25 protein-coding genes, 1 pseudogene and 3 riboswitches are annotated in these 25,785 nt (G+C 68.3%); of the genes and pseudogenes, 15 read left to right on the forward strand and 11 right to left on the reverse strand.

Annotated elements, in window-relative coordinates; translation table 11 throughout:
- From ACYSM9_RS19985 to gcvP, 5 genes are all read right to left on the reverse strand, one after another.
- Positions 1–191, reverse strand: a 191-nt coding sequence (locus tag ACYSM9_RS19985; RefSeq protein ID WP_461858692.1) for a serine dehydratase beta chain, incomplete at its 3' end; no start/stop codon positions are given.
- A gap of 91 nt (positions 192–282) precedes the next feature.
- Positions 283–1,605 carry a serine hydroxymethyltransferase gene (gene glyA / locus ACYSM9_RS19990; RefSeq protein WP_461858693.1) on the reverse strand — a complete coding sequence of 441 codons (1,323 nt, stop codon included), beginning with the start codon at positions 1,603–1,605 and terminating at the stop codon, positions 283–285.
- Complete coding sequence (gene gcvH, locus ACYSM9_RS19995; protein WP_461858694.1) at positions 1,602–1,985, reverse strand: glycine cleavage system protein GcvH; 384 nt, start codon at positions 1,983–1,985, stop codon at positions 1,602–1,604. The genes glyA and gcvH overlap by 4 nt, the downstream gene beginning before the upstream one ends.
- Before the next feature lie 34 nt (positions 1,986–2,019).
- A complete protein-coding gene (gene gcvT / locus ACYSM9_RS20000; protein WP_461858695.1) occupies positions 2,020–3,153 on the reverse strand; it encodes a glycine cleavage system aminomethyltransferase GcvT in 1,134 nt (377 codons plus the stop codon).
- 10 nt (positions 3,154–3,163) lie between these two features.
- The gene (gene gcvP, locus ACYSM9_RS20005) at positions 3,164–6,016 is read right to left on the reverse strand and encodes an aminomethyl-transferring glycine dehydrogenase (protein ID WP_461858696.1); all 2,853 of its coding nucleotides are present in this window, start codon (positions 6,014–6,016) and stop codon (positions 3,164–3,166) included.
- A 155-nt stretch (positions 6,017–6,171) separates the two neighbouring features.
- Positions 6,172–6,271: riboswitch (glycine riboswitch) on the reverse strand.
- A gap of 263 nt (positions 6,272–6,534) precedes the next feature.
- Positions 6,535–6,633, forward strand: a riboswitch (glycine riboswitch).
- Positions 6,634–6,730: riboswitch (glycine riboswitch) on the forward strand.
- Between the two features lie 50 nt (positions 6,731–6,780).
- On the opposite strand from gcvP, the gene cycA reads away from it, so the two are divergent.
- The 3 genes from cycA (at position 6,781) to ACYSM9_RS20020 (ending at position 10,105) form a co-directional block, all read left to right on the forward strand.
- Positions 6,781–8,367 carry a D-serine/D-alanine/glycine transporter gene (gene cycA / locus ACYSM9_RS20010; protein ID WP_461858697.1) on the forward strand — a complete coding sequence of 529 codons (1,587 nt, stop codon included), beginning with the start codon at positions 6,781–6,783 and terminating at the stop codon, positions 8,365–8,367.
- Positions 8,368–8,554: 187 nt separating this feature from the next.
- The gene (locus ACYSM9_RS20015) at positions 8,555–9,337 is read left to right on the forward strand and encodes a hypothetical protein (RefSeq protein ID WP_461858698.1); all 783 of its coding nucleotides are present in this window, start codon (positions 8,555–8,557) and stop codon (positions 9,335–9,337) included.
- 18 nt (positions 9,338–9,355) lie between these two features.
- Complete coding sequence (locus ACYSM9_RS20020; RefSeq protein ID WP_461858699.1) at positions 9,356–10,105, forward strand: LamB/YcsF family protein; 750 nt, start codon at positions 9,356–9,358, stop codon at positions 10,103–10,105.
- Positions 10,106–10,124: 19 nt separating this feature from the next.
- Here the strand turns inward: ACYSM9_RS20020 and ACYSM9_RS20025 are convergent, their stop codons facing one another.
- Both ACYSM9_RS20025 and ACYSM9_RS20030 read right to left on the reverse strand, forming a co-directional pair.
- On the reverse strand, positions 10,125–11,600 hold the full coding sequence (locus ACYSM9_RS20025; RefSeq protein ID WP_461858700.1) for an HNH endonuclease signature motif containing protein: 1,476 nt from the start codon (positions 11,598–11,600) through the stop codon (positions 10,125–10,127).
- A gap of 386 nt (positions 11,601–11,986) precedes the next feature.
- Entirely contained in the window at positions 11,987–13,348 is a 1,362-nt protein-coding gene (locus ACYSM9_RS20030) for a DUF445 domain-containing protein (protein ID WP_461858701.1), read from the reverse strand.
- A gap of 49 nt (positions 13,349–13,397) precedes the next feature.
- Between ACYSM9_RS20030 and ACYSM9_RS20035 the strand changes: the two genes are divergently transcribed.
- The 7 genes from ACYSM9_RS20035 to ACYSM9_RS20065 all read left to right on the forward strand — a co-directional run bounded on the left by ACYSM9_RS20035 (position 13,398) and on the right by ACYSM9_RS20065 (position 18,256).
- On the forward strand, positions 13,398–14,297 hold the full coding sequence (locus ACYSM9_RS20035; protein WP_461858702.1) for a glycerophosphodiester phosphodiesterase: 900 nt from the start codon (positions 13,398–13,400) through the stop codon (positions 14,295–14,297).
- 7 nt (positions 14,298–14,304) lie between these two features.
- Positions 14,305–15,702 (forward strand): CoA transferase, encoded by a 1,398-nt coding sequence (locus ACYSM9_RS20040; protein ID WP_461858703.1) that lies wholly within the window; start codon positions 14,305–14,307, stop codon positions 15,700–15,702.
- A gap of 49 nt (positions 15,703–15,751) precedes the next feature.
- The gene (locus tag ACYSM9_RS20045) at positions 15,752–16,270 is read left to right on the forward strand and encodes a DoxX family protein (RefSeq protein WP_461858704.1); all 519 of its coding nucleotides are present in this window, start codon (positions 15,752–15,754) and stop codon (positions 16,268–16,270) included.
- On the forward strand, positions 16,267–17,049 hold the full coding sequence (locus tag ACYSM9_RS20050) for an AzlC family ABC transporter permease (RefSeq protein ID WP_461858705.1): 783 nt from the start codon (positions 16,267–16,269) through the stop codon (positions 17,047–17,049). Before ACYSM9_RS20045 ends, ACYSM9_RS20050 begins: the two co-directional genes overlap by 4 nt.
- Entirely contained in the window at positions 17,046–17,357 is a 312-nt protein-coding gene (locus tag ACYSM9_RS20055; RefSeq protein WP_461858706.1) for an AzlD domain-containing protein, read from the forward strand. The genes ACYSM9_RS20050 and ACYSM9_RS20055 overlap by 4 nt, the downstream gene beginning before the upstream one ends.
- A 141-nt stretch (positions 17,358–17,498) precedes the next feature.
- Complete coding sequence (locus ACYSM9_RS20060; protein WP_461858707.1) at positions 17,499–17,756, forward strand: hypothetical protein; 258 nt, start codon at positions 17,499–17,501, stop codon at positions 17,754–17,756.
- A gap of 101 nt (positions 17,757–17,857) precedes the next feature.
- Positions 17,858–18,256: a hypothetical protein gene (locus ACYSM9_RS20065; RefSeq protein ID WP_461858708.1), complete on the forward strand. Its 399-nt coding sequence runs from the start codon at positions 17,858–17,860 to the stop codon at positions 18,254–18,256.
- A gap of 38 nt (positions 18,257–18,294) precedes the next feature.
- Here ACYSM9_RS20065 and ACYSM9_RS20070 read toward each other — a convergent pair whose 3' ends face one another.
- Both ACYSM9_RS20070 and ACYSM9_RS20075 read right to left on the reverse strand, forming a co-directional pair.
- On the reverse strand, positions 18,295–18,522 hold the full coding sequence (locus tag ACYSM9_RS20070; protein WP_461858709.1) for a hypothetical protein: 228 nt from the start codon (positions 18,520–18,522) through the stop codon (positions 18,295–18,297).
- Between the two features lie 153 nt (positions 18,523–18,675).
- Positions 18,676–19,323, reverse strand: coding sequence for a TetR/AcrR family transcriptional regulator (locus tag ACYSM9_RS20075; RefSeq protein ID WP_461858710.1), 648 nt, complete (start codon positions 19,321–19,323; stop codon positions 18,676–18,678).
- Between the two features lie 123 nt (positions 19,324–19,446).
- Here ACYSM9_RS20075 and ACYSM9_RS20080 point away from each other — a divergent pair, with 123 nt between their 5' ends.
- The 5 genes and pseudogenes from ACYSM9_RS20080 to ACYSM9_RS20100 all read left to right on the forward strand — a co-directional run bounded on the left by ACYSM9_RS20080 (position 19,447) and on the right by ACYSM9_RS20100 (position 23,588).
- Positions 19,447–19,770, forward strand: coding sequence for a thiamine-binding protein (locus ACYSM9_RS20080; RefSeq protein ID WP_461858711.1), 324 nt, complete (start codon positions 19,447–19,449; stop codon positions 19,768–19,770).
- A gap of 59 nt (positions 19,771–19,829) precedes the next feature.
- The gene (locus ACYSM9_RS20085; protein ID WP_461858712.1) at positions 19,830–20,507 is read left to right on the forward strand and encodes an O-methyltransferase; all 678 of its coding nucleotides are present in this window, start codon (positions 19,830–19,832) and stop codon (positions 20,505–20,507) included.
- 141 nt (positions 20,508–20,648) lie between these two features.
- Positions 20,649–21,473 (forward strand): annotated as a pseudogene (locus tag ACYSM9_RS20090) (hypothetical protein); the annotation flags it as partial.
- The gene (locus ACYSM9_RS20095) at positions 21,467–22,858 is read left to right on the forward strand and encodes a PIG-L family deacetylase (RefSeq protein WP_461858716.1); all 1,392 of its coding nucleotides are present in this window, start codon (positions 21,467–21,469) and stop codon (positions 22,856–22,858) included. The pseudogene ACYSM9_RS20090 and the gene ACYSM9_RS20095, both read left to right, overlap by 7 nt.
- Positions 22,845–23,588 carry a glycosyltransferase family 2 protein gene (locus ACYSM9_RS20100; RefSeq protein WP_461858713.1) on the forward strand — a complete coding sequence of 248 codons (744 nt, stop codon included), beginning with the start codon at positions 22,845–22,847 and terminating at the stop codon, positions 23,586–23,588. Before ACYSM9_RS20095 ends, ACYSM9_RS20100 begins: the two co-directional genes overlap by 14 nt.
- Before the next feature lie 115 nt (positions 23,589–23,703).
- On the opposite strand, the gene ACYSM9_RS20105 is transcribed toward ACYSM9_RS20100, so the two are convergent.
- Both ACYSM9_RS20105 and ACYSM9_RS20110 read right to left on the reverse strand, forming a co-directional pair.
- Positions 23,704–23,961 (reverse strand): hypothetical protein, encoded by a 258-nt coding sequence (locus ACYSM9_RS20105; RefSeq protein ID WP_461858714.1) that lies wholly within the window; start codon positions 23,959–23,961, stop codon positions 23,704–23,706.
- Between the two features lie 384 nt (positions 23,962–24,345).
- On the reverse strand, positions 24,346–25,542 hold the full coding sequence (locus ACYSM9_RS20110; RefSeq protein WP_461858715.1) for a YihY/virulence factor BrkB family protein: 1,197 nt from the start codon (positions 25,540–25,542) through the stop codon (positions 24,346–24,348).
- Positions 25,543–25,785 lie beyond the last annotated feature (243 nt).

A 25,785-nucleotide genomic window follows, 5' to 3' on the forward strand; every position in this document is an offset into this window, starting at 1 on the left:
ATCGTCCCATGCCCCTGCCCCGTCGCCGCAAGCGACCCATACAAATCCACCCGCAGCGAGGCGACGGCATCGAGCTTCCCCGAGGCCTTCAATTCCTCCGCAAACACAGCCCCAGCCCGCATCGGCCCCACAGTATGAGAGCTTGAGGGGCCAATCCCGATCGAAAACAGATCAAAAACGCCAACGGCCATGAGAGTTCCTCACTACAAGTAACGTGCCGAGATGGCAGTTCACAGTAATGTTCTTCCGAATCATTGCTGTGAACTGCCATCTCGCGCGTGATTAAAGGCCCGGGTAGAGCGGGTGGGCTGCGGCCAAGGTTTCGACGCGGTGACGCAGCCCGGAGAGGTCTGCACCGGCGTCGGCCGTCAATGCTTCGGCGATGATGTCCGCCACCTCGCGGAACGCTTCCTCGCCGAAGCCGCGGGTGGCCAGGGCGGGGGTGCCGATGCGCAGGCCGGAGGTGACCATGGGCGGGCGCGGGTCGAAGGGGACGGCGTTGCGGTTGACGGTGATGTCGATCGCTGCGAGCCGGTCTTCGGCCTGCTGGCCGTCGAGTTCGCAGTTGCGCAGGTCCACGAGGACCAGGTGCACGTCAGTGCCGCCGGAGACCACGGAGATGCCCTTGGCGGTGACGTCGGGCTGGACCAGGCGTTCGGCCAGGATCCGGGCGCCGGCGAGGACGCGTTCCTGCCGCTCGCGGAACTCGTCGGACGCCGCGATCTTGAATGCCACGGCCTTGCCGGCAATGACGTGCTCCAGCGGGCCGCCCTGCTGGCCGGGGAAGACGGCGGAGTTGATCTTCTTGGCAACGTCGGGGTCGTTGGAGAGGATGATGCCGCCGCGCGGACCGGCGAGGGTCTTGTGCGTGGTGGAGGTGGTCACATGGGCGTGCGGGACGGGGGAGGGATGCAGCCCCGCGGCCACGAGGCCGGCGAAGTGCGCCATGTCCACCATGAGGTAGGCGCCCACGGAGTCGGCGATCCGGCGGAACTCCGCGAAGTCCAGCTGCCGGGCGTAGGCGGACCAGCCGGCCACGATCAGCTGTGGCTTGTGCTCCTGCGCCAGGCGCTCCACCTCGGCCATGTCGACGGTGTGGGTGTCCTCGCGCACCTGGTACGGAACCACGTTGTACAGCTTGCCGGAGAAGTTGATCCGCATGCCGTGGGTCAGGTGGCCGCCGTGGGCCAGGTTCAGGCCCATGATGGTGTCGCCCGGCTTGATCAGCGCGTGCATCACCGAGGCGTTCGCCTGCGCGCCGGAGTGCGGCTGCACGTTCGCGTATCCGGCGCCGAACAGGGCCTTGACCCGGTCGATGGCCAGCTGCTCGATGACGTCCACGTGCTCGCAGCCGCCGTAGTACCGCTTTCCGGGGTAGCCCTCGGCGTACTTGTTGGTCAGCACGGAGCCCTGCGCCTGCATGACGGCCGCGGCGGTGTGGTTCTCGGAGGCGATCATTTCCAGGCCGTCGCGCTGGCGGCCCAGCTCGTCGTCGATCTTCGCGGCGATTTCCGGGTCCAGTGCCGACAAATCGGCGTTCAGGCTGGGGGAGGTGACCTGCTCGAAGGCAGCTACTGTGCCGGTGCCTGCGGCCGCGGCGCTCACAGTTCGCCGCCGTTCGCTGCGGCGTATTCCTCGGCGGACATGAGCGGGCCTTCTTCGGTGACGGCCACCTTGAACAGCCAGCCGGCGCCGTAGGGGTCGCTGTTGATCAGGGCCGGATCGGAGACCACGCCGTCGTTGATCTCGGTGACCTCACCGGTGACAGGTGCGTACAGGTCGGAGACCGACTTGGTGGATTCCACCTCGCCGCAGGTCTCGCCGGCCGTCACGGTGGAGCCAACCTCGGGCAGGTCAACGTAGACGATGTCGCCCAGCGCGTCGGCGGCGACGGCGGAAATGCCGATGCCCGCGGGGCCGGACCCATCGGCGGCAACCCACTCGTGCTCGGCGGAGTACTTCAGTTCAGCTACGACTTTGCTCATTGGTTATCTTCCTTTGCTTATGAAAACCGGGGGTCTATTTTTGGCGCTTGTAGAACGGGAGCGAAACGACTTCGAAGCGTTCGGGCTTGCCGCGCAGGTCCACAGCCAGGACGGTGCCGGGGGTGGCGTGTTCGACGTCGACGTAGGCCATCGCCACCGGGTAGCCGAGGCTGGGGGAGGGCTGGCCCGAGGTCACCTCGCCGACAAGCGTGCCGTCCTTGAGGACCGCGTAGTGGGCGCGGGCGGCACGGCGGCCGTTTCCCTTGAGGCCAACGAGCTTCTGGCCCACGGTGGCTCCGACGCCGGCGGCCTTGAGGTCGGCCAAGGCCGCCTTGCCCACGAAGTCGCCTTCCTTGGACAGTGCGACAACGGGGCCCAACCCGGCGGCGTAGGGGTTGCCCTGGCGGGACAGCTCATTGCCGTAGAGCGGCATCCCGGCTTCAAGGCGGAGCGAGTCGCGGGAGGCGAGGCCTGCGGGAACCAGGCCGGAGCCTTCACCGGCAGCGAGCAGTGCTTCCCACAACGCGGGTGCCTCGAGGTTGCCGACGTAGATCTCGAAGCCGTCCTCGCCGGTGTAGCCGGTGCGGGCCACGAGCAGGTTCCGGAGGGCTCCGCCGAAGCTGATGCCCACCTCCACGGCGGCGTAGTACTTCAGTCCCGTGACCAGGGCGTGCTGGCCGGCGGGAACCAGCTGCAGCAGGATTGCCTCGGCGGCCGGCCCCTGGACTGCGATCAGGGACGTCTCGGCAGACGCGTCCTGCACGGTGACGTCGAAGTTCGCGGCGCGCTCCAGGAGTTTCCGGGCCACCACCTTCGCGTTGCCGGCGTTGGGGACCACGAGGAACGTGTCGTCCGCCCGCCGGTAGGTGATCAGGTCATCGATGATGCCGCCGTCGGTGTCGCAGATCAGCGAGTACTTGGCCTTGCCCACGGCGATGGCGGACAGCTTGCCGGCCAGCGCGTAGTCCAGGAAGGCGCCGGCGTCGGGGCCGGTGACCCAGACTTCGCCCATGTGGGAGAGGTCGAACAGGCCTGCGGCGTTGCGCACGGCGTGGTGTTCGGCCAGCTCTGAGCTGTACTTCAGGGGCATCTGCCAGCCACCGAAGTCGGTGAAGGAGGCGCCGGCCTTTTTATGCTGCTCGTAGAGGGCAGTGTAGTTCTCAGTCATGGGGATCCTTTTAGTTCTCGAACTCGGAAAGCGGCGGGCAGGAGCAGACCAGGTTGCGGTCGCCGGCGGCGCCGTCGATGCGTCCCACGGGCGGGAAGTACTTGTCCTGCCGCAGCGACGCGACGGGGAAGACGGCCTGCTCGCGGGAGTAGGCGCGGTCCCAGTCGGAGCTGACGACGGCGGCCGCCGTGTGGGGTGCGTTGCGCACCGGGGATGCCTCCAGGGAGAAGTCTCCGGCGGCCACCTGCTCGATCTCGGCGTGGATGGTGATCATTGCGTCGATGAAGCGGTCGATCTCGGCCAGGTCCTCGGACTCGGTGGGCTCCACCATCAAGGTCCCTGCAACGGGGAACGCCAGGGTGGGGGCGTGGAAGCCGAAGTCGATCAGGCGCTTGGCCACGTCCTCGGCCGTGACACCGGTCTTCGCGGTCAGGGCGCGCAGGTCCAGGATGCACTCGTGCGCCACCAGCCCGCCCTCACCGGTGTAGAGGACCGGGTAGAACTCGTTCAGCCGGGAGGCGACATAGTTGGCCGCCAGCAGCGCGGACTTGGTGGCCTCGGTCAGGCCCTCGCCGCCCATCAGCTTCACATAGGCCCAGGAGATGGGCAGCACACCCGCCGAACCGAAACGGGACGCTGAAATGGCTACGCCGTGTCCCTCCTCATGGGCGGCCTTGGCGGCGTCGCCGGGCATGAAGGGTGCCAGGTGCGCCTTGGCCGCGACCGGGCCGACGCCCGGTCCGCCGCCGCCGTGCGGGATGCAGAAGGTCTTGTGCAGGTTCAGGTGGGACACGTCGCCGCCGAACTTGCCCGGCTGCGCCAGGCCGACGAGGGCGTTCAGGTTCGCCCCGTCCACGTACACCTGGCCACCGGCGGCATGGACGGCGTCGCAGACCTCGCGGACGTCGCCGTCGTAGACGCCGTGGGTGGAGGGGTAAGTGATCATGATGCAGGACAGCACGTCCCTGTTGGCCTCGATCTTGGCTTCGAGGTCGTCGTGGTCGATCGTGCCGTCCGCCGCGGTGGCGACCACCACGACCTTCATGCCGGCCAGCACCGCGGAGGCGGCGTTCGTGCCGTGGGCCGAGGCAGGAATCAGGCAGACGTTGCGCTGCTGCTCGCCGCGGGAATGGTGGTAGCCGCGGATCGCCAGCAGCCCGGCGAGTTCGCCCTGGGACCCGGCGTTGGGCTGGATGGACACCTGGTCATACCCGGTGATCTCGGCCAGGTCCGCTTCCAGCCCGGAAATCAGCTCACGCCACCCGGCCGTCTGGGAGTCCGGCGCGAAGGGGTGGATCGAGGCGAACTCCGGCCAGGAGATGGCCTCCATCTCGGCGGTGGCGTTCAGCTTCATGGTGCACGAGCCCAGCGGGATCATGGTCCGGTCCAGCGCCAGGTCCCGGTCCGACAGCTTGCGGATATAGCGCAGCAGCTGCGTTTCGGACCGGTGCGTGTTGAACACCGGGTGCTGCAGGTAGCTCGAGGTGCGGAGCACGGTTCCGGGCAGTTCGAAGCCCTGGGCGTCGCCTACCGGACCGGCACCAAAGGCGACGGCGACGGCGGAGAGCGTGGCCGCCGTCGTCGTCTCATCAATAGAGACGCCCACAGTGTCCTGGTCGATGAAGCGCAGGTTGATGCCGCGCGCTTCCGCAGCGTTGATGACCTTGGCGGCCTTGCCCGGCACCCGCACAGTGAGGGTGTCGAAGAACGAGTCCGTGGCAAGTTCCCGGCCCATGGCCGTGAGGGCGGTGGCCAGGACCCTTGCCTTGTGGTGGACGGTTTCGGCGATGGCTTTCAGACCGTCGGGGCCGTGGTAAACGGCGTAAAAGGAGGACACGATGGCCAGCAGCGCCTGGGCGGTGCAGATGTTGGAGGTGGCCTTTTCACGGCGGATGTGCTGCTCGCGGGTCTGCAGCGCCAGCCGGTAGGCGGGGACGCCGGCGTTGTCCTTGGAGACGCCGACAAGCCGGCCCGGGAGGGTGCGTTCCATCCCCTTCTGGACGGCCATGTAGGCGGCGTGCGGTCCCCCAAAGAACAACGGCACGCCAAAACGCTGGGTGGAGCCGACGGCGATGTCCGCCCCTTGCTCGCCCGGAGGGGTGATCAGGGTGAGGGCCAGCAGGTCCGCGGCCACGGTAACGAGGGCGCCGCGGTCCTTGGCTTCGGCAATGACGGGGGCCTGGTCCCATACCCGGCCGGAGACGCCGGGCTGCTGCAGGACGATGCCGTTGATGGGGCCCTCGGGCAGGCCCTGGGAGAGATCTGCGACCTGGACTTCAAAGCCCAGGGCTTCGGCGCGGCCCTGCACGATCGCGACGGTCTGGGGGAGGCAGTCGGCGTCGAGTACGGTCTTGCCGTCCCTGGCGTCTTTATTCTTGTTGGCCCGGCGCATCAGCAGCACTGCTTCGGCAACGGCGGTGGCTTCATCGAGGAGCGAGGCGTTGGCGACTGGGAGGGCGGTCAGGTCCTGGACCATGGTCTGGAAGTTCAGCAGGGCCTCAAGCCGGCCCTGTGAGATCTCGGGCTGGTACGGGGTGTAGGCGGTGTACCAGGCCGGGGCTTCCAGGATGTTGCGGCGGATCACCGGCGGGGTCACTGTGTCGTAGTAGCCCTGGCCGATCATCTGGACCGCGGTCTTGTTCCTGGCAGCCAACCGGCGCAGCTCCGCGAGGACCTCGACCTCGCTCAGCGCGTCCTGCAGGCGAAGGGCGGTCTCCTGCCGGATGGATGCCGGGACCGCCACGTCAACGAGCCCGTCAACGCTGTCGTAGCCCACGGCCTTGAGCATGGTGTCGATGTCGGCCTGGCGGCGCGCGCCGATATGGCGGTCAACGAATGATGTTGAAACGGATTGAATCGTCATGAGGAACTCCAGGTCTGGCCGGCCGGAGTGGCACGGCGTGGGGTGGGTTCCTCCCCGCTCTGTATTGGACCTGAGAGATTCCGCGTGCCCTGCTGCCAGGGTGCGCTTGCACCGTCGGTGAACCGGGGCGAAGCCCGGTTGCTTTCCAGAGTTGCCTCGCCGTGACGGTACGTGGGCCTGAGAGATTCCTGGGGAGGATTTGCTCCTACGGCGCCTGCCCGGTGGATGCCGGGAGGACTCTCCCGTCACAGCTCGAAAGGCTATTCAACTGTGGGTGATTCGGCTCACACGGTACAGGTTTGTTGAAGCGAAAACAAATCGGGGCGCCAAGTGGCCGGCGAACGCCCGCGGCGGGCCGTCGGCGGGAGGCGGGGTTTGACATTCGATCGTGACGCGCACCACACTTGGTCCGGTGATCAGCACCGTGCCCGGCTGGCTCAGCCTATTCGGAGCAGCCCGGGCCAGCGTTGCCCCGGAAGGGTGCGGCCGCTGACCACTACCACCAATTGAAAAGCCTCTGACCTGCGGCGGGAGAGCCCTGCCAGGTACATTTAGCAGGCGCCGTAGGAGCAAACCCTCCCCAGGAAACTCTCAGGCCCACGTACCGCCGCGGACAGGCAACTCTGGAAAGCAGCCAGGCCCCTTCCTGGCTCACCGGCGGTGCAAGCAGCCCAAAGCTGCGGAAACTCTCAGGTCCATTACAGAGCGGGGAGGAACCCAACTTTTGCGGTACCAAAAATGCCGCTTTATCGATGGAGTTCCTTATGGCGATTCATCCCCCGACATCCAACGGCGAACCGTCCAACGGCGAACCGGGCAACGGTCAACCGTCCAACGGCGCACCAGCGCGCAACTCTGCCGCGGGCAGCGCGGCCCGCAGCGAACCTCCGCACCTTGAGCGGCAGCTCACCAACCGGCACATCCAGCTCATCGCCATCGGCGGTGCCATCGGCACCGGCCTGTTCATGGGCTCCGGCAAGACCATCTCCGCCGCCGGCCCGTCCGTGATCTTCGTGTACATGATCATCGGCTTCATGCTGTTCTTCGTCATGCGGGCCATGGGCGAGCTGCTGCTGAGCAACCTGAACTACAAGTCGTTCAGTGACTTTGCCGCCGACCTCCTGGGCCCGTGGGCCGGCTTCTTCACCGGCTGGACCTACTGGTTCTGCTGGGTGATCACCGGCATTGCCGACGTCATTGCCATCGCCGGCTACTCGCGGGAGCTCTGGCCCAGCCTGCCGCTCTGGATCCCGGGGCTCGCCACCGTGGCCATCCTGCTCGTGCTGAACCTCGCCACGGTGAAGGCCTTCGGCGAGACCGAGTTCTGGTTCGCCCTCATCAAGATCGTTGCCATCGCCGCGCTGATCATCGTTGGCCTCTTCATGATCTTCACCGGCTTCCAGAGCGATGCCGGCACCGCCAGCTTCACCAATCTTTGGAGCCACGGCGGATTCTTCCCGAACGGGTTCATGGGCTTCGTGGCCGGCTTCCAGATCGCCGTGTTCGCCTTCGTCGGCATTGAGCTGGTGGGCACCACCGCCGCCGAGGCCAAGAACCCGGAGCGGACCCTGCCCCGGGCCATCAACGCCATCCCCGTCCGCGTGCTGCTGTTCTACGTCGGCGCCCTGGTCGTCCTCATGGCCGTCACCCCGTGGACCCAGTTCGCCGCCGGCCACAGCCCGTTCATCGGCATGTTCTCCCTCGCCGGGCTGGGCGCGGCCGCCACGGTGGTCAACCTGGTGGTCCTCACCTCGGCGATGTCCTCGGCCAACTCGGGCATCTACTCCACCTCCCGCATGGTCTTCGGCCTCGCCCAGGAGGGCGACGCGCCCAGCATCTTCAGCCGCCTGTCCACGAGGAAGGTGCCCCGCAACGCGCTGTTCCTTTCCTGCGTGCTGCTGCTCTCCGGCGTCGTCCTCATGTACGCGGGCCAGGACGTCGGCAAGGCCTTCGACATGGTGACCACCGTCTCCGCCGTCTGCTTCATTTTTGTCTGGTCGATCATCCTCGCCAGCTACATTTCCTTCCGCCGGCGCCGCCCGCAGCTCCACGCTGCGTCGGCCTTCAAGATGCCCGGCGGCATTCCCGCAGTCTGGGCTGTGTTCGCCTTCTTCGCCTTCGTCCTGTGGACCCTGACCACGCAGCCGGATACTTTGGTGGCCCTCCTGGTGACGCCGGCCTGGTTCCTGATCCTCGGCGTGGCCTGGGCTGTCCTGCGCCGCCGGCCCGCCCACCTGGCCCGCTACGAGGTCTTCCGGGCTGAGCTCCGGGCTGACGAGGCTGCTGCCGGTCGCACCGGCCAGGACTCCAGCGCGGCGGAGCGCGAGGTTCAGGCGACCGCAAGGAAGTAGAGGCCGGACGGTAATGCCCGACGGCGGGTTGCAGCACAGGCGCGGAGGTTCGGGTACCGCGTCCTGCCGCCGCAACCCGCCGCCCGCAGCTGCGGACCCGAAAGTTCAGCATGCTTAGTGTTTCTCCACTTAGGATGGAAAGGCACGGCAGCCACCCCGCTGCAGGTCGATTTGAATGAAGGTGACCATGGCCAGGCGCAGCAATCCCGCAGTACGAATCGCACAGGAAACCGCCCACAGCGCGATGTTTGATGCCGACGGCAAACCCAAGCCCGGCGTCCACAACATGCTCCTGAAGGCGGTGCAGATCCAGCGGCCCCTCGTGGTTGCCTACATCCGGAGGCTGCAGAAGAAGCACCCGCGGGCCACCGCGGCGCAGCTGGCCGACTTCGCCGAGCGGGACTATCTGCGCGCCGTCGCCGGCGGAGGCGCCCTGGTGGGCGCGACCGCCGTCGTCCCCGGGGTGGGAACCGTGGCATCGCTGGGGCTTTCCGCGGCCGCAACGGTCGGCTTCCTGGAAGCAACGGCGCTCTACGCCACCTCCCTGGCCGAACTGCACGGCATCCGCCTCACCAACCCCGAGAAGGCCGGCACCATGGTCATGGCCATCATGTTGGGCGAGGAAGGGACTGCACTGCTGGGAACGCTCAGCGGGCAGGCGGCAGGCGGGGCCAGGCCCACGGACGTCTGGGGAAACATGCTGACCAAGTCCTCGCTCCCGGGATTCGGCAGCGTGCGCAAGAGGATCCAGCACGCCTTCCTGAAGAACCTCCTCAAACGGCAGGGCACTGCGCTGTTCGGCCGCGCCCTGCCCTTCGGCATCGGCGCCGTGGTGGGCGGAGCAGGTAACCTCGTGATGGGCCGCGCAGTGGCAGCGAACGCCCGGGAGGCGTTTGGACCAATGCCGGACACGATTCCCGGCGAGCTTACAGCGGCCGCGGCGACGGACAATCCGGCGCTGACACCCTGACGCTGGAAGGCACTTCACGTGGATCTCAACGCTGACCTTGGCCAAGCATTCGGTTCCTGGACCATGGGCGGCGACGCCGTCATGTTTCCGCTGGTCACCAGCGCCAACGTGGCCTGCGGCTTCCACGCAGGAGATCCGGTCACGATGCTGGACAGCTGCCGGGCGGCCTACGAACTGGACGTCACCGTGGGCGCGCACCTGGGGTACCCCGACCTGGCCGGCTTTGGGCTCCGCGCCATGGACGTCAGCTTCGATGAGTTGTTCGGCGATGTGCTGTACCAACTGGGCGCGCTCGACGGGGTTGCCCACGCCGTCGGCGCCTCCGTGGACTACGTCAGGCCCCACGGCGCCTTGTACGACAGCCTCCTGCACGACGCCGACCAGGCCTCCGCCGTGGTGGCTGCGGTGGGCGCCTACGACCCGGGCCTGCCCATTCTTGGCTTCCCCGGCTCGGAGTTGCTGAAGCAGGCCAGGGACGCCGGGCACCCGGTGTTCGTCGAGGCCTTCCCGGGCCGCGCCTACCGCGCCGACGGCAGCCTGGTTCCGCGGACGGAGGACGGCGCGCTGCTGACCGACGCCGATGCCGTGGTTGAGCGGGCCGTGCGCCTTGCCACCAAAGGCGAAGTGGTGGCCGCTGACGGGACTGTGCTGCAGGTCCGGCCTGACTCCCTGTATTTGTCAGGCGGTACTCCTGCCGCCGTCGAGATGGCCGCCCGCGTGCGCGCGGGACTGGAAGCTGCGGGCGTGGAGCTGGAGTCCTTCGCCTAGCGCGTCTGCAGTTCCAGAGCTAACACGTCAACAAGGCAAATGGCTTTGTGAAGAATTCCGCCCAGAGCGGGTCGTCGGGTGACAAGTCGCCGGAGTCGATGAGGGTGTCGTCGTCCGGCTCCCACTGCGGGACGTCCCCGGGGCTGGCATCTTCACCCGGGCCGGCGGCGAACATCATCCAATAAGGCCAGTGGGGTGGTTCGGGGTCGTGTTGTTCGGCTGGGTAGTGGCGGCCGGTGGGTGAGGTCCAGCCGGGTGGTTCGTTGATGGTGGCGGGGGTGGGGGTCCAGCCGGTGCTGTGCTTGAGGCGGTGGTGTTTCGGGCAGAGTTGTCCCAGGTTGGAAACGCCGGTGGTGCCGTCGTGTTGCCAGGCCTGAAGGTGGTCTGTGTCGTTGTCGGCGGTGCGGTTGCTGCAGCCGGGGAAGGTGCACTTGCTGTCCCGCATCCTGATCCAGCGTTTGATCGTCTCCGGGAGCCGGTAGCTCTTCCGCCCGATCTCCAGGGGTGCCCCGTCGCGGGGGTCGACGAGGACCCGGTAGAACGAATCGGCGCCGTCGGCGAGGAGTTTGCGGGCCATGGAGGCGGGGATCGGTCCGTGGCCGTCGAGGATGGCGGGTTCGTCGGTGACGCCGAGGGCGGAGAACACCGGAACCATCACCAGGACATCAGCCTTTGGGATGGGGACCTGGCCAGGGGCCGTGGTTCCTGGGTGCGGGGAACTGCCCTCGCCGGAGCCGGTGCCGCCAGCGCTGGTGGTTCCGGAGCTGGTGGTTCCGGCGCTGGTGGTTCCGGCGCTGAGCAGCAGGCTGGCGGCGATGTCGGGGCGGAGCTGGGTGAGGGTGCGGGGCTCGTCGGGGCCTTGGAGGCCGCGGGCGATGGCGGTGGTGCGGTTCCAGATCGCCGAGGCGGTGACCCCGGGGAGGTGGAGTGAGATCCAGGCCATGCCGTCTTTGTCCGGGCGGTATTCCATCCGCCGGTCCGCGGCGCTTTTGGTGTGGCGTTCCTCGATGGATTCGGGGTGGTGCCGTTCCCGCCACCCACGGGCCTTGGCCCGGAACCGTGACGGCACCAGCTCACCCGGCGCCGCGCCGCGGGCGGGGTTGGGGGCGGCGGGGTCGAAGAAGTGCGCCACCAGGGACGCCGCCCCGGCGGGGCTGAGGCCTTCGGTTTCATCGACGATGACTTTTGCGTGCTGCCACGACACCGCCCCGGCAGCCAAAGCGTCCATGACCGGCGGCAGCGAACAGACCTGCTGCGCCTGGTGGACGAAAGCACCCGCGGCCGCGGAGGTGATGGTGAGGACCCCGGCGATCTCCTCGACCGCGGACATTCCGGCGTAGGTGCGTTCCGGCACGGACGCGTCCGGTGGGGTCATGGCCTGCTGGATGCGGATGGATTCGGCAGCGTCCTGTGCTTTCGCGGCGGCAATCATGGCCTCCAGCTTCGAGTACCCGGCCAGCCGTTCCAGCCGGATTTCGTACTGCCGCTGCAGCACATCCACCCCAGCACCGTGACCAGAAGCACCAGAGGCAGAACCAGCATCAGCACCAGCACTATCAGCGGAAGCAAGCGCAGCTTCCTCCAGGAACAGCGCATCAAGGGCAGCAACAGAGGCACGAACACCCTCCATCGCCGCCCCTGCACCGCTCACTGAACCGCCGCTGATTCCCATACGAACATCATCCAACGGACCACTGACATTCAAGCCGGCGGGCGCTGACCGCCATCACAACCTCAGCCCAAAGGTGCCTCGACAGGCCAAGCCGGCTGCCGCCGTCGTGCGCAATTCCGCTGCGCAGGCTCCTTACCCCACCCCAAATACGCGGAGCGACAAGGAACCTGCGCGTCGTCAACAACTATCCGCGTCGAAAACCGCAAAGATCACCCGAAAATCAGCTGCGCCACCGTGAAGATCGCGAGCCCGGCCAGGGACCCCACCACGGTGCCGTTGATGCGGATGAACTGCAGGTCCTTGCCCACCTGGAGTTCGATCTTTTGCGAGGTTTCCTCGGCATCCCATCGCGCCACGGTGTCCGTGATGACCCCCGCGATGTCCGAGCGGTAGGTCCGCACGAGGTACCCGGCGGCGTCGGCGATCCAGGAGTTGACCTTCCCGGCCAGTTCGGGGTCGTCCACCAGCCGCGAGCCGAAGTCGCGCACCGCCGCCTTGAACTTGATGGTGAGTTCGCTGTGGGGGTCGTCCACCGCGCCGAGCAGCGCGTTCTTCACCGTCCCCCACGTCCGGGAGGCCAGCTCGCGCACCTCGGGATCACCCAGCACCTGCGCCTTGATGACTTCCGCGCGGGCAATCATGGCCGGATCGTGCTGCAGGTCGCGGGCCAGGTCATTGAGGTACTTGTCGATCGATTGGCGCACCTGGTGGTTGGGATCGGCCTGCACGGCGCGGACGAATTTGAGGATCTCGATGTAGACCTTGTCCCCCACCAGCCCGTCCACGAACTGCGGAACCCAGGTGGGGGAGCGGTCCGACACGAGGCGCGTGACGGTCTGGTGGTTGTCGTCCACCCAGTCGGCCGCCCGGTCCACCAGCAGGTCCACCAACGTGTGGTGGTGCCCGTCGTGGAAGATCCGCTCCGCCAGCCTGCCCACTGGCGGCCCCCACGGCGGGGTGAGCAGGTGCTTGCGGACCATTCCCTCGATGACCGCCTGGACGTCGTCGTCGTTGAGCACCGTGAAGGCGCCGCGGATGACGGCGGCACCCTCCTTGGCGACGCGCTCCGCACCGCCGGGCCCGGCCAGCCAAAGTCCGGCCCGGCGTGCGATGTTGACGCTGGCCAGCTTGTCCTGCACCACCTGCTCGGAGAGGAAGTTGGTTTCCACGAATTCGCCCAGCGAGGCGCCGATCTGGTCCTTGCGGCGCGGGATGATGGCGGTGTGCGGGATCTTGATGCCCATGGGGTATTTGAACAATGCGGTCACAGCGAACCAGTCGGCCAGCGCGCCCACCATGCCGCCTTCGGCCGCCGCGCGCACGTACTGCAGCCACGGATAGTCCTTCTGCAGTGCGAAGGCAACGACAAAAATCACGGCCATGGCGACCAGCAGGCCCAGCGCCACGAGCTTCATTTTCCGCAGCGCTGCCGCCTTTTCGGCGTCTCCGGCGCCAAGGGGCTGGCGTACGACGGCGGCCCTCGCCTTGCTGCCCCGCGCGGCGGACGGTGCGGGCCGGGTGTGTGGCTCCTGCGTCGTTGGCTCAGTTGTTGCCTCAGAGTTCACCTGCATGTGCCAAGCCTAGCCCCGGCGGCGGGGCCCGGTCGGCTACCGTGTGTCCATGACAACTGACGAGTCAGTGCCGCGGCGGCCGCTGGTTTTCGCCCACCGCGGCGCAAGCGGCGCCTTCGCCGAACACACCCGCGCGGCCTACCTGCAGGCGCTGGCGGACGGCGCGGACGGCGTGGAGTGCGACGTCCACCTGACCCGTGACCAGCACGTGGTCCTGCTCCATGACGCCAACCTGGACCGGACCTCGGACGGGACCGGGCCGGTGGCCGACCGGACCTTGCATGAACTGCGCCAGCTGGACTTTTCCTCCTGGAAGGGCGTGCGCATCCCGGAGGAATACGGGGCGCGGTCCGAACAGTTCCTCACCCTGCCCGAACTGCTGGACATCCTGCGCGGGGCGGGCCGGCCGGTGCGGCTCGCGATCGAACTCAAGCACCCCAGCCCCTACCAGCTCAAACTCGAAGACCGGGTGCTTGAGGTGCTCCGGAGCGAGGGCTGGGACGCCGAAAGCTCCACGCTGGACAACGTGGCCGTCACCTTCATGAGCTTCAGCCCGGACTCCGTCCGGCACCTGCTCCAGTCCGTCCCTCCCCGGTACATCTGCCAGCTCGTGGACGACATCACCATCCATGAGATCCGCGGCGGCCTGGGCGTGGGGCCGATTACCGGTGGTGCGATCGCCAACCTGATGAAGGCCGCACAGCTGGAGGGCGAGCAGATCCTTGATGACGGCTTGGTGGGAATGGCCGGGCCGGGCATCGACTACGTGCGGGAACGCCCGCACACCGTCCGGCGCTGGCTGGAATCCGGCCGCCGCTTCCGGGTATGGACCGTGGACGCCGAGGCGGACGTGGACCTGTGCCGGGACCTGGGCATCCAGGAGATCACCACCAACGTGCCCGGACGGGTCCTGGACCTGCTCCGGCTGGCAGCACCCCACGGGAAGTAGCCTCCGGATGCGCGCCGCCGATGCAGCGTCCCCGCGCCGGTGGTGGGGCGGCCCACTGGACGTCGAAGGGCTGGGGTTGGAGTCCGTGGGAGCCGCCGCCGGGGCCCTGAACCTGTACACCGGCTCGCCGGGCCGGTTCAGTACGACGCCGGCCCTGATGGCCGCCGCTTTCGACTCCTTTGGCCACCTGCGGATCGGCGGGCGCGCCCCGCAAGGCTTCGCGCCCCTGTCGGGCTTCCGCCGCACCGGCGACGGCTGGATCAGGCTGCACGCCAATTATCCCCACCACGAGAAGCGGCTGCTCCGCGCCCTCGGCGCCACCACCCCGGCAGGGGCGGAGGCGGCCCTTGGGACGATGACGTCCCTGGAAGCCGAAGCCGCCATCCAGGGCGAAGGCGGGATCGCCGCAGCTGTCAGGACCCGCAGCGAGTGGCTCTCCTCGGACATGGGCAAGGCTGCGGCCGCCGGCCCCTGGGTAGCCCGCGACGGCGGCGGGACACCGGGATGGGGACTGCGGGACTTCGCAGCCGCAGCCGCCCCAGCAGCCGCAGCCGCTGAAGCCGAAGCCGCAGCAGGGCATGCAGCGGAGGGCGCAGCGGGGGCCGGCGGCAGCCCGGACCTGCCTTTGGAGGGCTTGCGGGTCCTCGACCTGACACGCGTTATCGCGGGACCGGTAGCCACCCGGCTGCTGGCGGCGCTGGGTGCCGACGTACTGCGGATCGACCCGCCGGCGCTGCCCGAAATCGTGGACCAGTTCGTGGACACGGCCTTCGGCAAACGCAGCGCGGAGGCCGACCTCGGATCTCCCGCGAACCGGAATCGCCTCCGGGAGCTGCTGGCGGACGCCGACGTCGTGGTCACCGGCTACCGGCCGGCGGCCCTGGACCGCTTCGGGCTCAACCCCTTGGAACTGCCCGCTACGCACCCGCGGCTGGTGGTGGTCACCCTCGACAGCTGGGGATGGGCGGGCCCGTGGAGCGGCCTGCGCGGTTTCGACAGCATCGTCCAGGCAGCCAGTGGAATCGCCCACCTCTATGGCACGGAGGATGACGACGGCGGCTGGCGCCCGGGTGCCCTGCCGGTCCAGGCGTTGGACCACGCCACAGGGTACGGCGTGGCGGCGGCAGCGGTGCTCCTGCTGGCTGAACGACGGCAAACAGGCAGGGGAGGGGCGGCACGCCTGTCGCTTGCACGCACCGCCGAGGAACTCTTCTCCCTGGCACCGGATATCCCCGCACCCAACACAGCGGCTCCCGCGAAGCTTCCTGCGCCCGGCTACCGGACCATCGAAAGCTCCTACGGGCAGCTCCGCTACGTTCCGCCGCCACTGCTCGTGTCCGGCCGGACCCTGGACTACGCCTCTGCACCGCCGCCCTACGGAAGCTCGCGCCTCGCCTGGACCTGAACGGGCGCTGGTGTAGGGCGCCGCGCAGTGGCTGTGGTTGAGTGGTTCCATGCCTTATCCCCGGTCCGGACCTGCCGTACAAAGCCTGTCCGCCGCAGCCATGGGAGCCCTCCTGCTGGCCAGCGCCAACAAGCACTTCCGTGACCCGATGTTCTACCGTGACGTGGTGCCCGGCTACCTTTGCCGCGAGGACTCCGCCGCGGCCAGCGTCCCCCGGGCCAGCCGCCCCCGGGCCAGCGTCCCCCAGCCCGGCGGCGGCCGGCACCCCCTGGCCGTCCTCTCCCGCGAGGAATGGATCGCCGTCACCGGCCTGCTCGAACTGGCTGCCGCCGTCGGAATCCTCCTCCCGCCAACCCGGAAGATGGCAGCCACGGCACTCGCCGGGATGTTCACCGTCTTCCTGGCAGGGCACCTGGACGCCCTCCGCCGGGCCTACGGTCCCGACGGCACGCCCCGGCAGCGGAAGATCCACACCGCGCGGCTTCCCCTGCAGGCGCCGCTCGTCCTGTGGGCCTGGAGCCTGCGGAAGCCGGGACTGCCCGGGCGGCGTCGAATGGTCCGGCCGTGAAGCTGCTGGCTTCACCGGCGGTCCGGGTGGGGATCTCCATCAGCATCGCTACCGGACTGTACGGGGTGTCCTTCGGCGCGCTGTCGGTAACGTCGGGCCTGAGCATCTGGCAGACCATGGCCTTGAGCCTGCTCCTGTTCAGCGGCGGCTCGCAGTTCGCATTCATCGGCGTCGTGGGCGGGGGCGGTTCGGGCATCGCCGCCATGAGCGCCGCCACCTTGCTGGGCATGCGCAACGGCATCTACGGCATGCAACTCAACGCGCTGCTGCGGCCGGCCGGCTGGCGGCGTTACGTTGGTGCGCAGCTGACCATTGACGAGTCCACCGCCACCAGCACGGGCCAGGAGGACCCCGCCGAGCAGCGCCGCGGGTTCTGGACCGCCGGCATCGGCATCTACGTCCTCTGGAACGTTTTCACGGCGGTCGGGGCCCTCGCGGGAAGCGGCTTGGGTGACCCCAAACAGTGGGGTCTTGACGGCGCCGCCGTGGCAGCTTTCCTGGCGCTGCTGTGGCCACGGCTCAAAGGACGGGAACCGGTTGCGATCGCAATGGTTTGCGCCGTAGCCACCGTGGTTGCCGTTCCGTTCGTGCCGGCAGGCGTGCCCATCCTGGTGGCCGCCGTGGTGGCCGCCCTGGCAGGCTGGTTCAGCCACGGACGCCGCGACGAAGGGCTGGAACCCGACATCGAGCCGTACGCCGAACACCACCACCGGCGCCTGGGGGCCGAAAACCCGGGCCCCCGGCGGCAGCAGGGAGACGCCCGCGGAGCAGACACATGAGTTTGTGGATCTGGCTCCTCCTCGCCTGCCTCCTGGCTTACGCATGGAAGCTGGTGGGCTACTTCGTCCCCGCCAGGTTCCTCGAAGATCCCCGTACATCCCGGGTTGCCGGCACCATGACGATCGGGTTGCTGGCATCGCTGACCGTGGTCAACGCCGTGGCCTCGGGCCAGGCGCTGGCGGCCGATGCCCGGCTGGGCGCCCTGGCGGCGGCCGCCGTGGCGCTGGCACTGCGGGCGCCGTTCCTGGTAGTCGTTGTCGCCGGGGCCGGCACCGCGGCGCTGCTGAGGCTCCTGGGCTGGAACTGACGGGCCGCTGGAACTGACGCGCCGTGGCCGCCGCAAAATGGGTGGCGCAAAGGGTGAGCCAGGACACTACCGGAGTGCTCCGCCGGTTGTACTATGAGATCGGCTATGCAGCTGGCCGAGGACCCCTTCAGAACGGCAACCATGGAAAACAAGCTGCATACGGCAGGCGAACGGGCCGGCCGGCCACGCCGTAAAGGCATCCGACGCCGGGCTGGGCTGCCTGCCAAGCGTTTCTTCACGCACTTTGCCCGCCTTTCGGACGTTCCGGCGGACGACCTGGACCTATTGTCCCTGCGGCTCCGGCACGCACTCGACCTGGACCCGTCGTCGCCCGTTCCATCGCTTCAGGCCCTGGTGAACGGGGAGATCAGGAAGAGGCGGGACGCCGACCGCGACTGACTCGCCGGGGCAAGGCCGCCGCAGGGGGAGCGCCGGCGGATGTGGTGCACTGGAAGAGAGGCAAGCGCACACCAACGGCAGCCACCGAGGAGGAATCGTAGATGAGCGAACAAGCACGCCCAACCGCGCCGGAAGGCGGCCGCGGAGCCGCGGACGCCGAAGAACAGAGCAGTGAAAAACGTGGCACGGACGTACCCGCAGCGGAGCAGACCGGGCGGACCCGGCCTGCCTACCTTGATCCCAGCGGCTCCGAGGCCACCAGGGAACTGCGGGACACCGCCCGGCGCCGCAGGGACGCCGAAGAAAAGCTCCAGCAGCACCTGATGGAGGCCAAGGAGCACGTCCCCAACGAGTTCCACGGGCATCAGAAGGCCGCGCACGAGGGGGAGCACCGGCCGCAACCGGGCCACCACGACGGGGCAGCCCGGACCGACGCCGCTGACGGGGACGCCAACAAAGACGACTCAGGGGAGTGGACTGACAGCGGGGAGAAGGACTGACGGCGCGGGGGAGAGCCTGACGGCGCGGTGCCAGGTGGCTACGCTACACCGTGTGCGGCGCCGTCGGCGTCGACCCGCCCGCGGCGGCTGCTTTCTTCCACACCCATCTCGTACCATACCTCGGCGCCGAACTCGGGCTCGGGAGTATCCAGGTTCTGGTACAGGGCGTCCAGGAGTTCGGCAAGCTCCTCCGGGCTCAGGGTGGGCAGCACTTCCTCCGGACCACGGGGGTCGGTGAGGTAGTGGGAGAGCTTCGAGCCGTTCATGGCAGCGTGACCAGTGTCAGGCGGAAACGCACGGAATTCTTCATGGGGTCGCTCCATCTCGAACGAGAGAACCGAGGCTGTCTGCGTAACCCTCCCTGAGTCTATTGCACCTGCCGGGCAGCCGACAATGGTCCCCCGCCCAGATGCGGACTTTCAGGCCCGCGGCCCCAGGAGGCCCGCCCCAAGTGCAGTGGCGGCGGGAACGGGGACATGAGGGGGAAGGGGGCGCGCGGGCCGGACGGTCCGGATGGAGTCCTCTACCAATGCAAGCGGGCGGCGCCACGCGTCGGATCCCGGTTCCATCGTGTCCACCACGCCGATCAGCATGGCGAGCAGCCGGAACATGTCGGTCATCGAAATGTCCGTCCGGAGGCTGCCCTGGCCCTGGCCGCGGACCAGCAGGACGCTGATTGAATCCATGAGTGAACCCGTAATTCCGGTGAGCAGCTCGCGCCGGCCGGCCACGGCGCACAACAGGTTGGCGTCCTCGCTGGCGGCAGCCATCAGCGCCTCGAGCACGCGCAGCAGGCCGGAGGCGGCGTCGATGTCCGCCAGCGCGCCGTCCATCACGGGGTCGACGGTGAGCCGCAGCTGCCGGTTGAGGGCCGCGAGGACGAGTTCTTCCTTGTCCGCGAAATTCCGGAAGAGGGTGGCCGGGCCAACACCCGCCGTCACGGCGATGGTCTGCAGGGGCACTTCGGGGCCGAAGTCCCGGAAACACTGGCGCGCCGCCGTGATGATCTTGTCCACGTTCCGCGCTGCGTCTGCACGGAGGGGCTTGCGGGCGACTGCGAGGCTCATGCCCAAAAGGGTAGCAACGGAGCCTGTGGCGTTCACGGTTACCGGAGGGTAGGCCCTTATGTGACGGCCGCAGCCGGCGGTGGCAGCCCCCGGCAGCGCCGGCCTGCGTGGCACACTGGGTGCATGTTGCTTGCATTCTCTGTTGCCCCGTCAGGTGTGCCCGCCGGCGGCTCCCGCCCCAACGACGCCTCCGTGCACGACGCCGTCGCTGCCGCCGTGAAGATCGTCCGCGAATCCGGACTGCCCAACCAGACGGATTCGATGTTCACCACCATTGAAGGGGAATGGGAGGAGGTGTTCGACGTCGTCAAACGCGCCACCGAGGCCGTGGGACAGTTCGGCAGCCGGGTCTCCCTGGTGATCAAGGCCGATATCCGCCCCGGATACACCGGCGAACTGACGGCCAAGGTGGACCGCCTGGAAGGTGCGCTCGCGCAGGATTCCTGAGCCCGTGGCGCCGCCGAAAGCATCTGGACCGGCAGGACGCCCCGTGCCAAACTGTGCCCATGTTCGAGCACAAACCCCGGCCGGAATGGATAGCCGCTGAAGAGTTCCTGTCCGCAACTGTGGTTCATCCGGACCTGGCCCTGCAGCGTGCCGTCACGTCCGCCGCCGACGCCGGGATGCCGGCCATCGAGGTGGCCCCCAACGCCGGCAAACTGCTCAAACTCCTGGTCCAGCTCTCCGGTGCCCGCCGGATCCTGGAAATCGGAACACTCGCCGGGTACAGCACCATCTGGATGGGCCGGGGCCTTCCCCCCGACGGGACCATCGTCACATGCGAGTACCTCCCCCAGCACGCAGAGGTGGCCTGGGCCAACATCGACGCCGCCGGGCTGGGCCAGAAGGTGGAGATCCGGCTGGGGCCGGCGCTGGATACCCTTGCCGCGCTTGCGGAGGAGGAACGCAAACCCTTCGACTTCATCTTCATCGACGCGGACAAGCAGAACGACAGCCGTTACCTCGACTGGGCCGTCCGGCTGGGAAGGCCCGGTGCCGCCGTGGTCCTGGACAACGCCGTCTGGGAGGGGGCCGTCCTTGATCCGGGCATGGACCCGGTCAACGCCCCGGGCATCATCGAAGCCCTCACGCTCCTCGGCAGCCACCCGCGGCTGGACGCCACGGTGATCCAGACGGTGGGTTCCAAGGGGTGGGATGGATTCGCGCTGGCCCGCATCACGTAGCCGTCCTTCGGCCCCCGCATGCCAAGAGATAAGTATGCTTAGGACCAGTGGCCGGTTCGCCCGGCCTGACCCAGCAGCGATGGAGGACATCATGAAGGCATCACCCACCCTTGCCGGCAATCTCCAAAAGGTCCTCACGGACCTCATCGAACTGCACCTGCCATCCTGGCACAGGCCGGGGTACCGGCTCCCGGGGGAACCTGGGGCGTGTTCGCTGCGGAAGGACCCGGCCTGCGGCTGGAGGCCAAGGCAACGGCGTCCGGGGTGCTCCTTAGCGGTTCGAAGCCCTGGTGCTCCCTGGCGCGGCAGCTGGACAGCGCGGTGGTCACCGCCCACACGGACGACGGCGGCCGGGCGGCTTTCGCCGTCGATCTCCGCCACGACGGAGTAGTTTGCGGGGATCCGGCGTGGGTGGCCCGCGGGCTGCGGGAAATACCCAGCGGAACCGTCCACTTCGACCAGGTTCCGGCGGTGCCCGTCGGCGGTACTGGCTGGTACCACAGCCGGCCCGGCTTCGCGTGGGGAGGCATCGGGGTTGCTGCCTGCTGGCTGGGCGGCGCCGTGGGCGTGGCCCGGGACTTCCGGCAAGGCCTGCGGGCCGCCGCCGATGCCGGACGCCAACCCGACCAGCTGGCACTTGCCGCGCTCGGCGAGGCGGACCGGACCATTACCGCGTCACTGCAGTACCTGGCACGGACGGCGTCGCGCCTTGACGGCGGCACCCTGGAAGCCGGCCCGCGCCCAAGCAGCTGGAGCGAAGCCCAGCGCGTGCGGGGAACTGTTGCGGCCGCCGTCGAACGCGTCCTGCACCTGGTTGGCACCAACCGCGGCCCCGGCCCGCTGGCCTTCGACGAACCGTATGCCAAGCGGATGGCGGACTTGGCTTTGTACGTCCGCCAGCATCACGGCCACCGGGACGATGCACACCTTGGGAACCTCGTCCTGGCGGGTGAATGCCAGTGGTGACGTTCTCCCACACGGACCAGGGAACCGCCGAGGCCGCCTGGGCCGGGAGCGGACTGCAGACGCTGCCTGAGCTGCCGCTCGGGCCGGGCGAACTGGGCGCCCTGGGATTCGTGGTCCTGGCCGCCCACCCGGATGATGAAACCCTCGGAGCCGGCGGACTCATCGCCTCACTCACTGCCCTCGGCGCCGGCGTGGAAGTCCTGCTGTGCACCGCCGGGGAGGGATCGCATCCGGAATCGCCCAGCACCACCCCGGACGAGCTTGCCGACATCCGCCTGGCGGAGTTCGGAGCCGGCCTGTCCGCCCTGGGCATGCAGGACAGGTGGCGCTTCCTCGGCCTGCCGGACCGCGGGCTGGCAGCGCACGCCGACATGATCGGCGCTGCGGCGCGCGAGGCTGCCCAACGCCTCTCCCGCGACGGCCGGCGGATCGTGCTGGTGGCGCCGTACCGGGCAGACGGCCATGCGGACCATGATGCCCTGGGCGCGGCGGCCGCAGAGGTGGCCCACCGGGACGGGCACGGTTTGCTGGAGTACCCCATCTGGTACTGGCACTGGGCCACACCGGACCGGGCGGACTGGGGGCACTGGATCCGTTTCCACCTGACCGGCGAGGCCCGCGAAGCGAAAGCCGCGGCCATGCTCTCGCACGTCACCCAAACCCTGCCGCTGTCCCCGGCCGCCGGCGATGAAGCGCTCTTGCACGGGGACTTCCTGTCGCACTTTGCGCGCGCCTTCGAGGTCTTCGCCTGGACCCCGGCGCAGGACCCCGGCGCCACGCCGCACCGCAGCGGCGACGCCGAACAGATCTTTGACACTGTCCACGCCGGAGCCGAGGACCCCTGGAACTACACAACGAGCTGGTACGAGCGGCGCAAGCGCGCCCTGACCCTGGCAGCCCTGCCGGCAGAGTCCTACAGGAGCGGGCTGGAAGTGGGATGTTCGATCGGCACGCTCACCGCCGACCTGGCGTCCCGGTGCCGGACCCTGCTCGCCGTGGATGCCAGCGGCGCCGCAGTCCGGCGGGCGTCCGAGCGCCTGCAGGGATATCCGGGCGCCACCGTCCAGCAGCGCGTGGTTCCGGGCTCCTGGCCCGACGGGAGGTTTGACCTGGCGGTGGTCTCCGAGGTGGGCTACTACCTGGCACCGGATGAACTGGCCGTGCTGTGGGACCGGCTCGAGGAATCCCTCGAACCGGGCGGGACCCTGGTGTTGTGCCACTGGCGCCACCCCATCGACGGCTGGGAACTCGACGGCGACGCCGTGCATGCCCTCGCCCGGCAGCGGCTCGGCTGGCAGGGCGCGGGGCTGTACCAGGAGCGTGACTTCGTCCTGGAAATACTGGTTGCGCCGTCTCCGGCCGGGGAGCGCCGTGAGCCTGGCTGACCCCGGCGGACACCCGGACTCCGCAGCTATCGAGCGAGTGGCGGTGGTGATCCCGGCGCACAACGAGGAGCAGCACCTTGGGCGTGCGCTGGCAGGCGTCCGGGCTGCGGCCGATGAGGTGGCGTCCCGGTTGCCCGGGGTCGGCGTCCGCGTCATGGTGGTGCTGGACAGCTGCACCGATGCTTCCTGGGCCCTGGCCACCGACTTTGCCGCCACCGACCCCCGGTTCGCCACCCTGGCGGTGGACTTCCGCAACGTGGGGATGAGCCGCCGGGCCGGCGCGGAAGCCCTCTGGCCCGCCCTGGGTGTTCCGGCGTCGCGGACCTGGCTGGCCAATACCGACGCCGACTCGCTTGTGCCCGGGAACTGGCTGGTGCGGCAGCTGGAGCTGGCAGCGAGGGGCGCCGACGTCGTACTCGGCTCGGTGGAACCCGACGGCGGCGAGATCCACCACACGCTGGCCGCCCGCTGGCATGCCCGGCACCTTTTGGCCGAAAACCACCCCTACGTCCACGGCGCCAACCTGGGGGTGCGTGGCTCGTCCTACCTGGCGGCGGGCGGTTTTCCAGGGGCCGCGTCCGGCGAAGACCGGATCCTCGTGGACAGGCTGCGGAGCAGCGGAGCCGGAATTGTTGCCACGGACAGCGTCCGCGTCCTGACATCGGGCAGGACCGTGGGGAGGGCACCGCGGGGGTTCGCCGCCTATCTCCTGGCGCTGGCCCAGCAGTAGGCCGCGCGCCACGCCAAAAACGGGCACGAACAACCCGGGCATGACAAAGGGTGCCGCCGGCCAGACTCGCTGCGCCGGCAGCACCCTTCGACTAAGTCTTGGTGGGCCTGCCCCGTTACACCAGGTCCGGAGCGCTGGCCACGATGTAGTCAGCCGCCGCAGGTCCGGTCATGGAGAGGTTGTTGCTGTCGGGATCGATTCCGTGTTCCTTCAGTGCATCCCAAAGGGCTGCAGGAGCCTGGAGTTCGGCCTTCTGGAGGAGGCACCAACTGGTGTACAGGCCGTAAAGTTCATCGCGTCCCAAGCCCAGGCCGGGCTCCTTGTCCGGGACAACTGCTTCGGCAAGAAATTCTTCAAAATGGGTAGCAGGCATGTCCGCTCATTAAGGGTCGACCGTGATGCCGCCGTATCTGCTTCAGCGGCCCTGCCAGCTCCCGGGGGACCCGGCAGGGGTTATGCAAGAGATTATGGCAGTACCGAACACCTTCTCCAAGTTAGGTGCGCGCTGCCTTTACCGGCCGCTGTCCCGCCACATTCGCGGCATTGAAGTTGAGGGGGCCGACGGCGACTGGGGGGACTGGCCTCGGTCTCAGAAGAGGCCATCTCACCGCCGGCCCCGCATCGCCCCGGACTCCCCACAGCCCGGGAAACCCTGACAGGACCTCCACTTCAATTTTCCTCCAAGTTGGAGGTCCTGCCTAGTACCCCCGCAGGGATGGACCGTACCCCCGCAGGGATGGACCGTACCCCCGCCGGGCTAGGTCCGGCCGCCCGGCCGGGTGCCGTCGTCGGACCCTGGATTGCCGGCCCGGTGCTGGACCTTGTCGCGCACCCGGTCGCGGTGGCTTTCCCTGACGGCGTCCCCGGAGTGCTGCCCATCCTTGCCGCCGTCCTCCGCGGCGTACTTTTCGCGGAGTTCACGTCCGTGCTTGATGTCGTCCTCGATCTGCTGCTGCATCTTTTCGCTCTTCTTGGTGTCCCGCGGAGGCAGCTGGATGGTCTCTTCCGCCTCGATGCCGGCCTGGAGCTCACGGCCGCGCTCCACCTCGGCGTCGAACTCGGCGCCGAACAGCAGCGACATGTTCAGGATCCAGAGCCACAGCAGCATGATGATCACGCTGCCCAGCGCGCCGTAGGTCTTGTTGTAGTTCCCGAAGTTCCCGACGTAGAAGCCGAAAGCCAGGGACGCGACCAGGAAGACCACCAGGGCGATGGCCGAACCCATGCTCATCCAGCGGAATTTCGGCTGCTTGACGTTGGGCGTGGCGTAGTAGAGCACCGCGATGATGGCGACGATGAGGATGACCATGACCGGCCACTTGGCGATGTTCCATACCGCGAGGAACGCGCCGCTGAGCCCGATCAGGCCGCCCACCGCTTCGGAGATGGGGCCGCTGAGGACCAGCATGCCCGCGAGGAGTGCCACGATCACCACGGCCAGCAGCGTCACGGCGAGCATGGTGCCCCGCAGCTTCACGAAGGGACGTCCCTCGTCCACCTCATAAATCCGGTTCATCGCCCGGCCAAAACCGCCCACATACCCGGATGCCGACCAAAGCGCGGTGACAAGGCCGACCACCAGGGTGAACCCGGCAGCCGGGGCGCTCGTCAGCTCCGATACCGGGCCGCTGATGGTGTTGACAGTCCCCGCCGGGGCAAAGCCGCGCACAATTTCCAGCAGGGCAGTGGTGGTCTTCTGCGGATCCCCGAACAGCCCGAGCAGCGACACCAGTGCCAGCAGCGCAGGGAACAGGGACAGCACGGCGTAATACGTCAGGCCGGCCGCCAGGTCCGGGCATTGGTCCTTGCTGAACTCGCGGAACGTCTTCCTGGTGATGTATTTCCACGACGGCTTATCCAGGTCCCGGGGGCTGCCCGGCTTCCTTTCGTCGTTGGGATCCGGAGCCTGGCCGGCCTTGGCGGTGCTGGTCTCCGATGAGTCGTGAGTGGCCATGGGTGTCCTCTCAATCAAAGGGGCTGAAGCGGACGGGCCGGCCCCGCGGGTGGCGGAGCCGGCCTGTCAAACAGATCCGGTGCCTAGCGGTGCCGCGCCTGGTTCAGGTGTTTTGGACGTGGTCTTTGGCGTCGGTGGCGCGGTCTTTGACGTCGGCGGCGGCCGTTTGGCCTTCGGTTTTGACGTGTTGGGCGGCGTCGGTGGCGGTGGCTTTGACGTTTTCCATGGCTTCCTGGGCGGGTT

The sequence above is a fragment of the Arthrobacter sp. C152 genome (assembly GCF_054890965.1).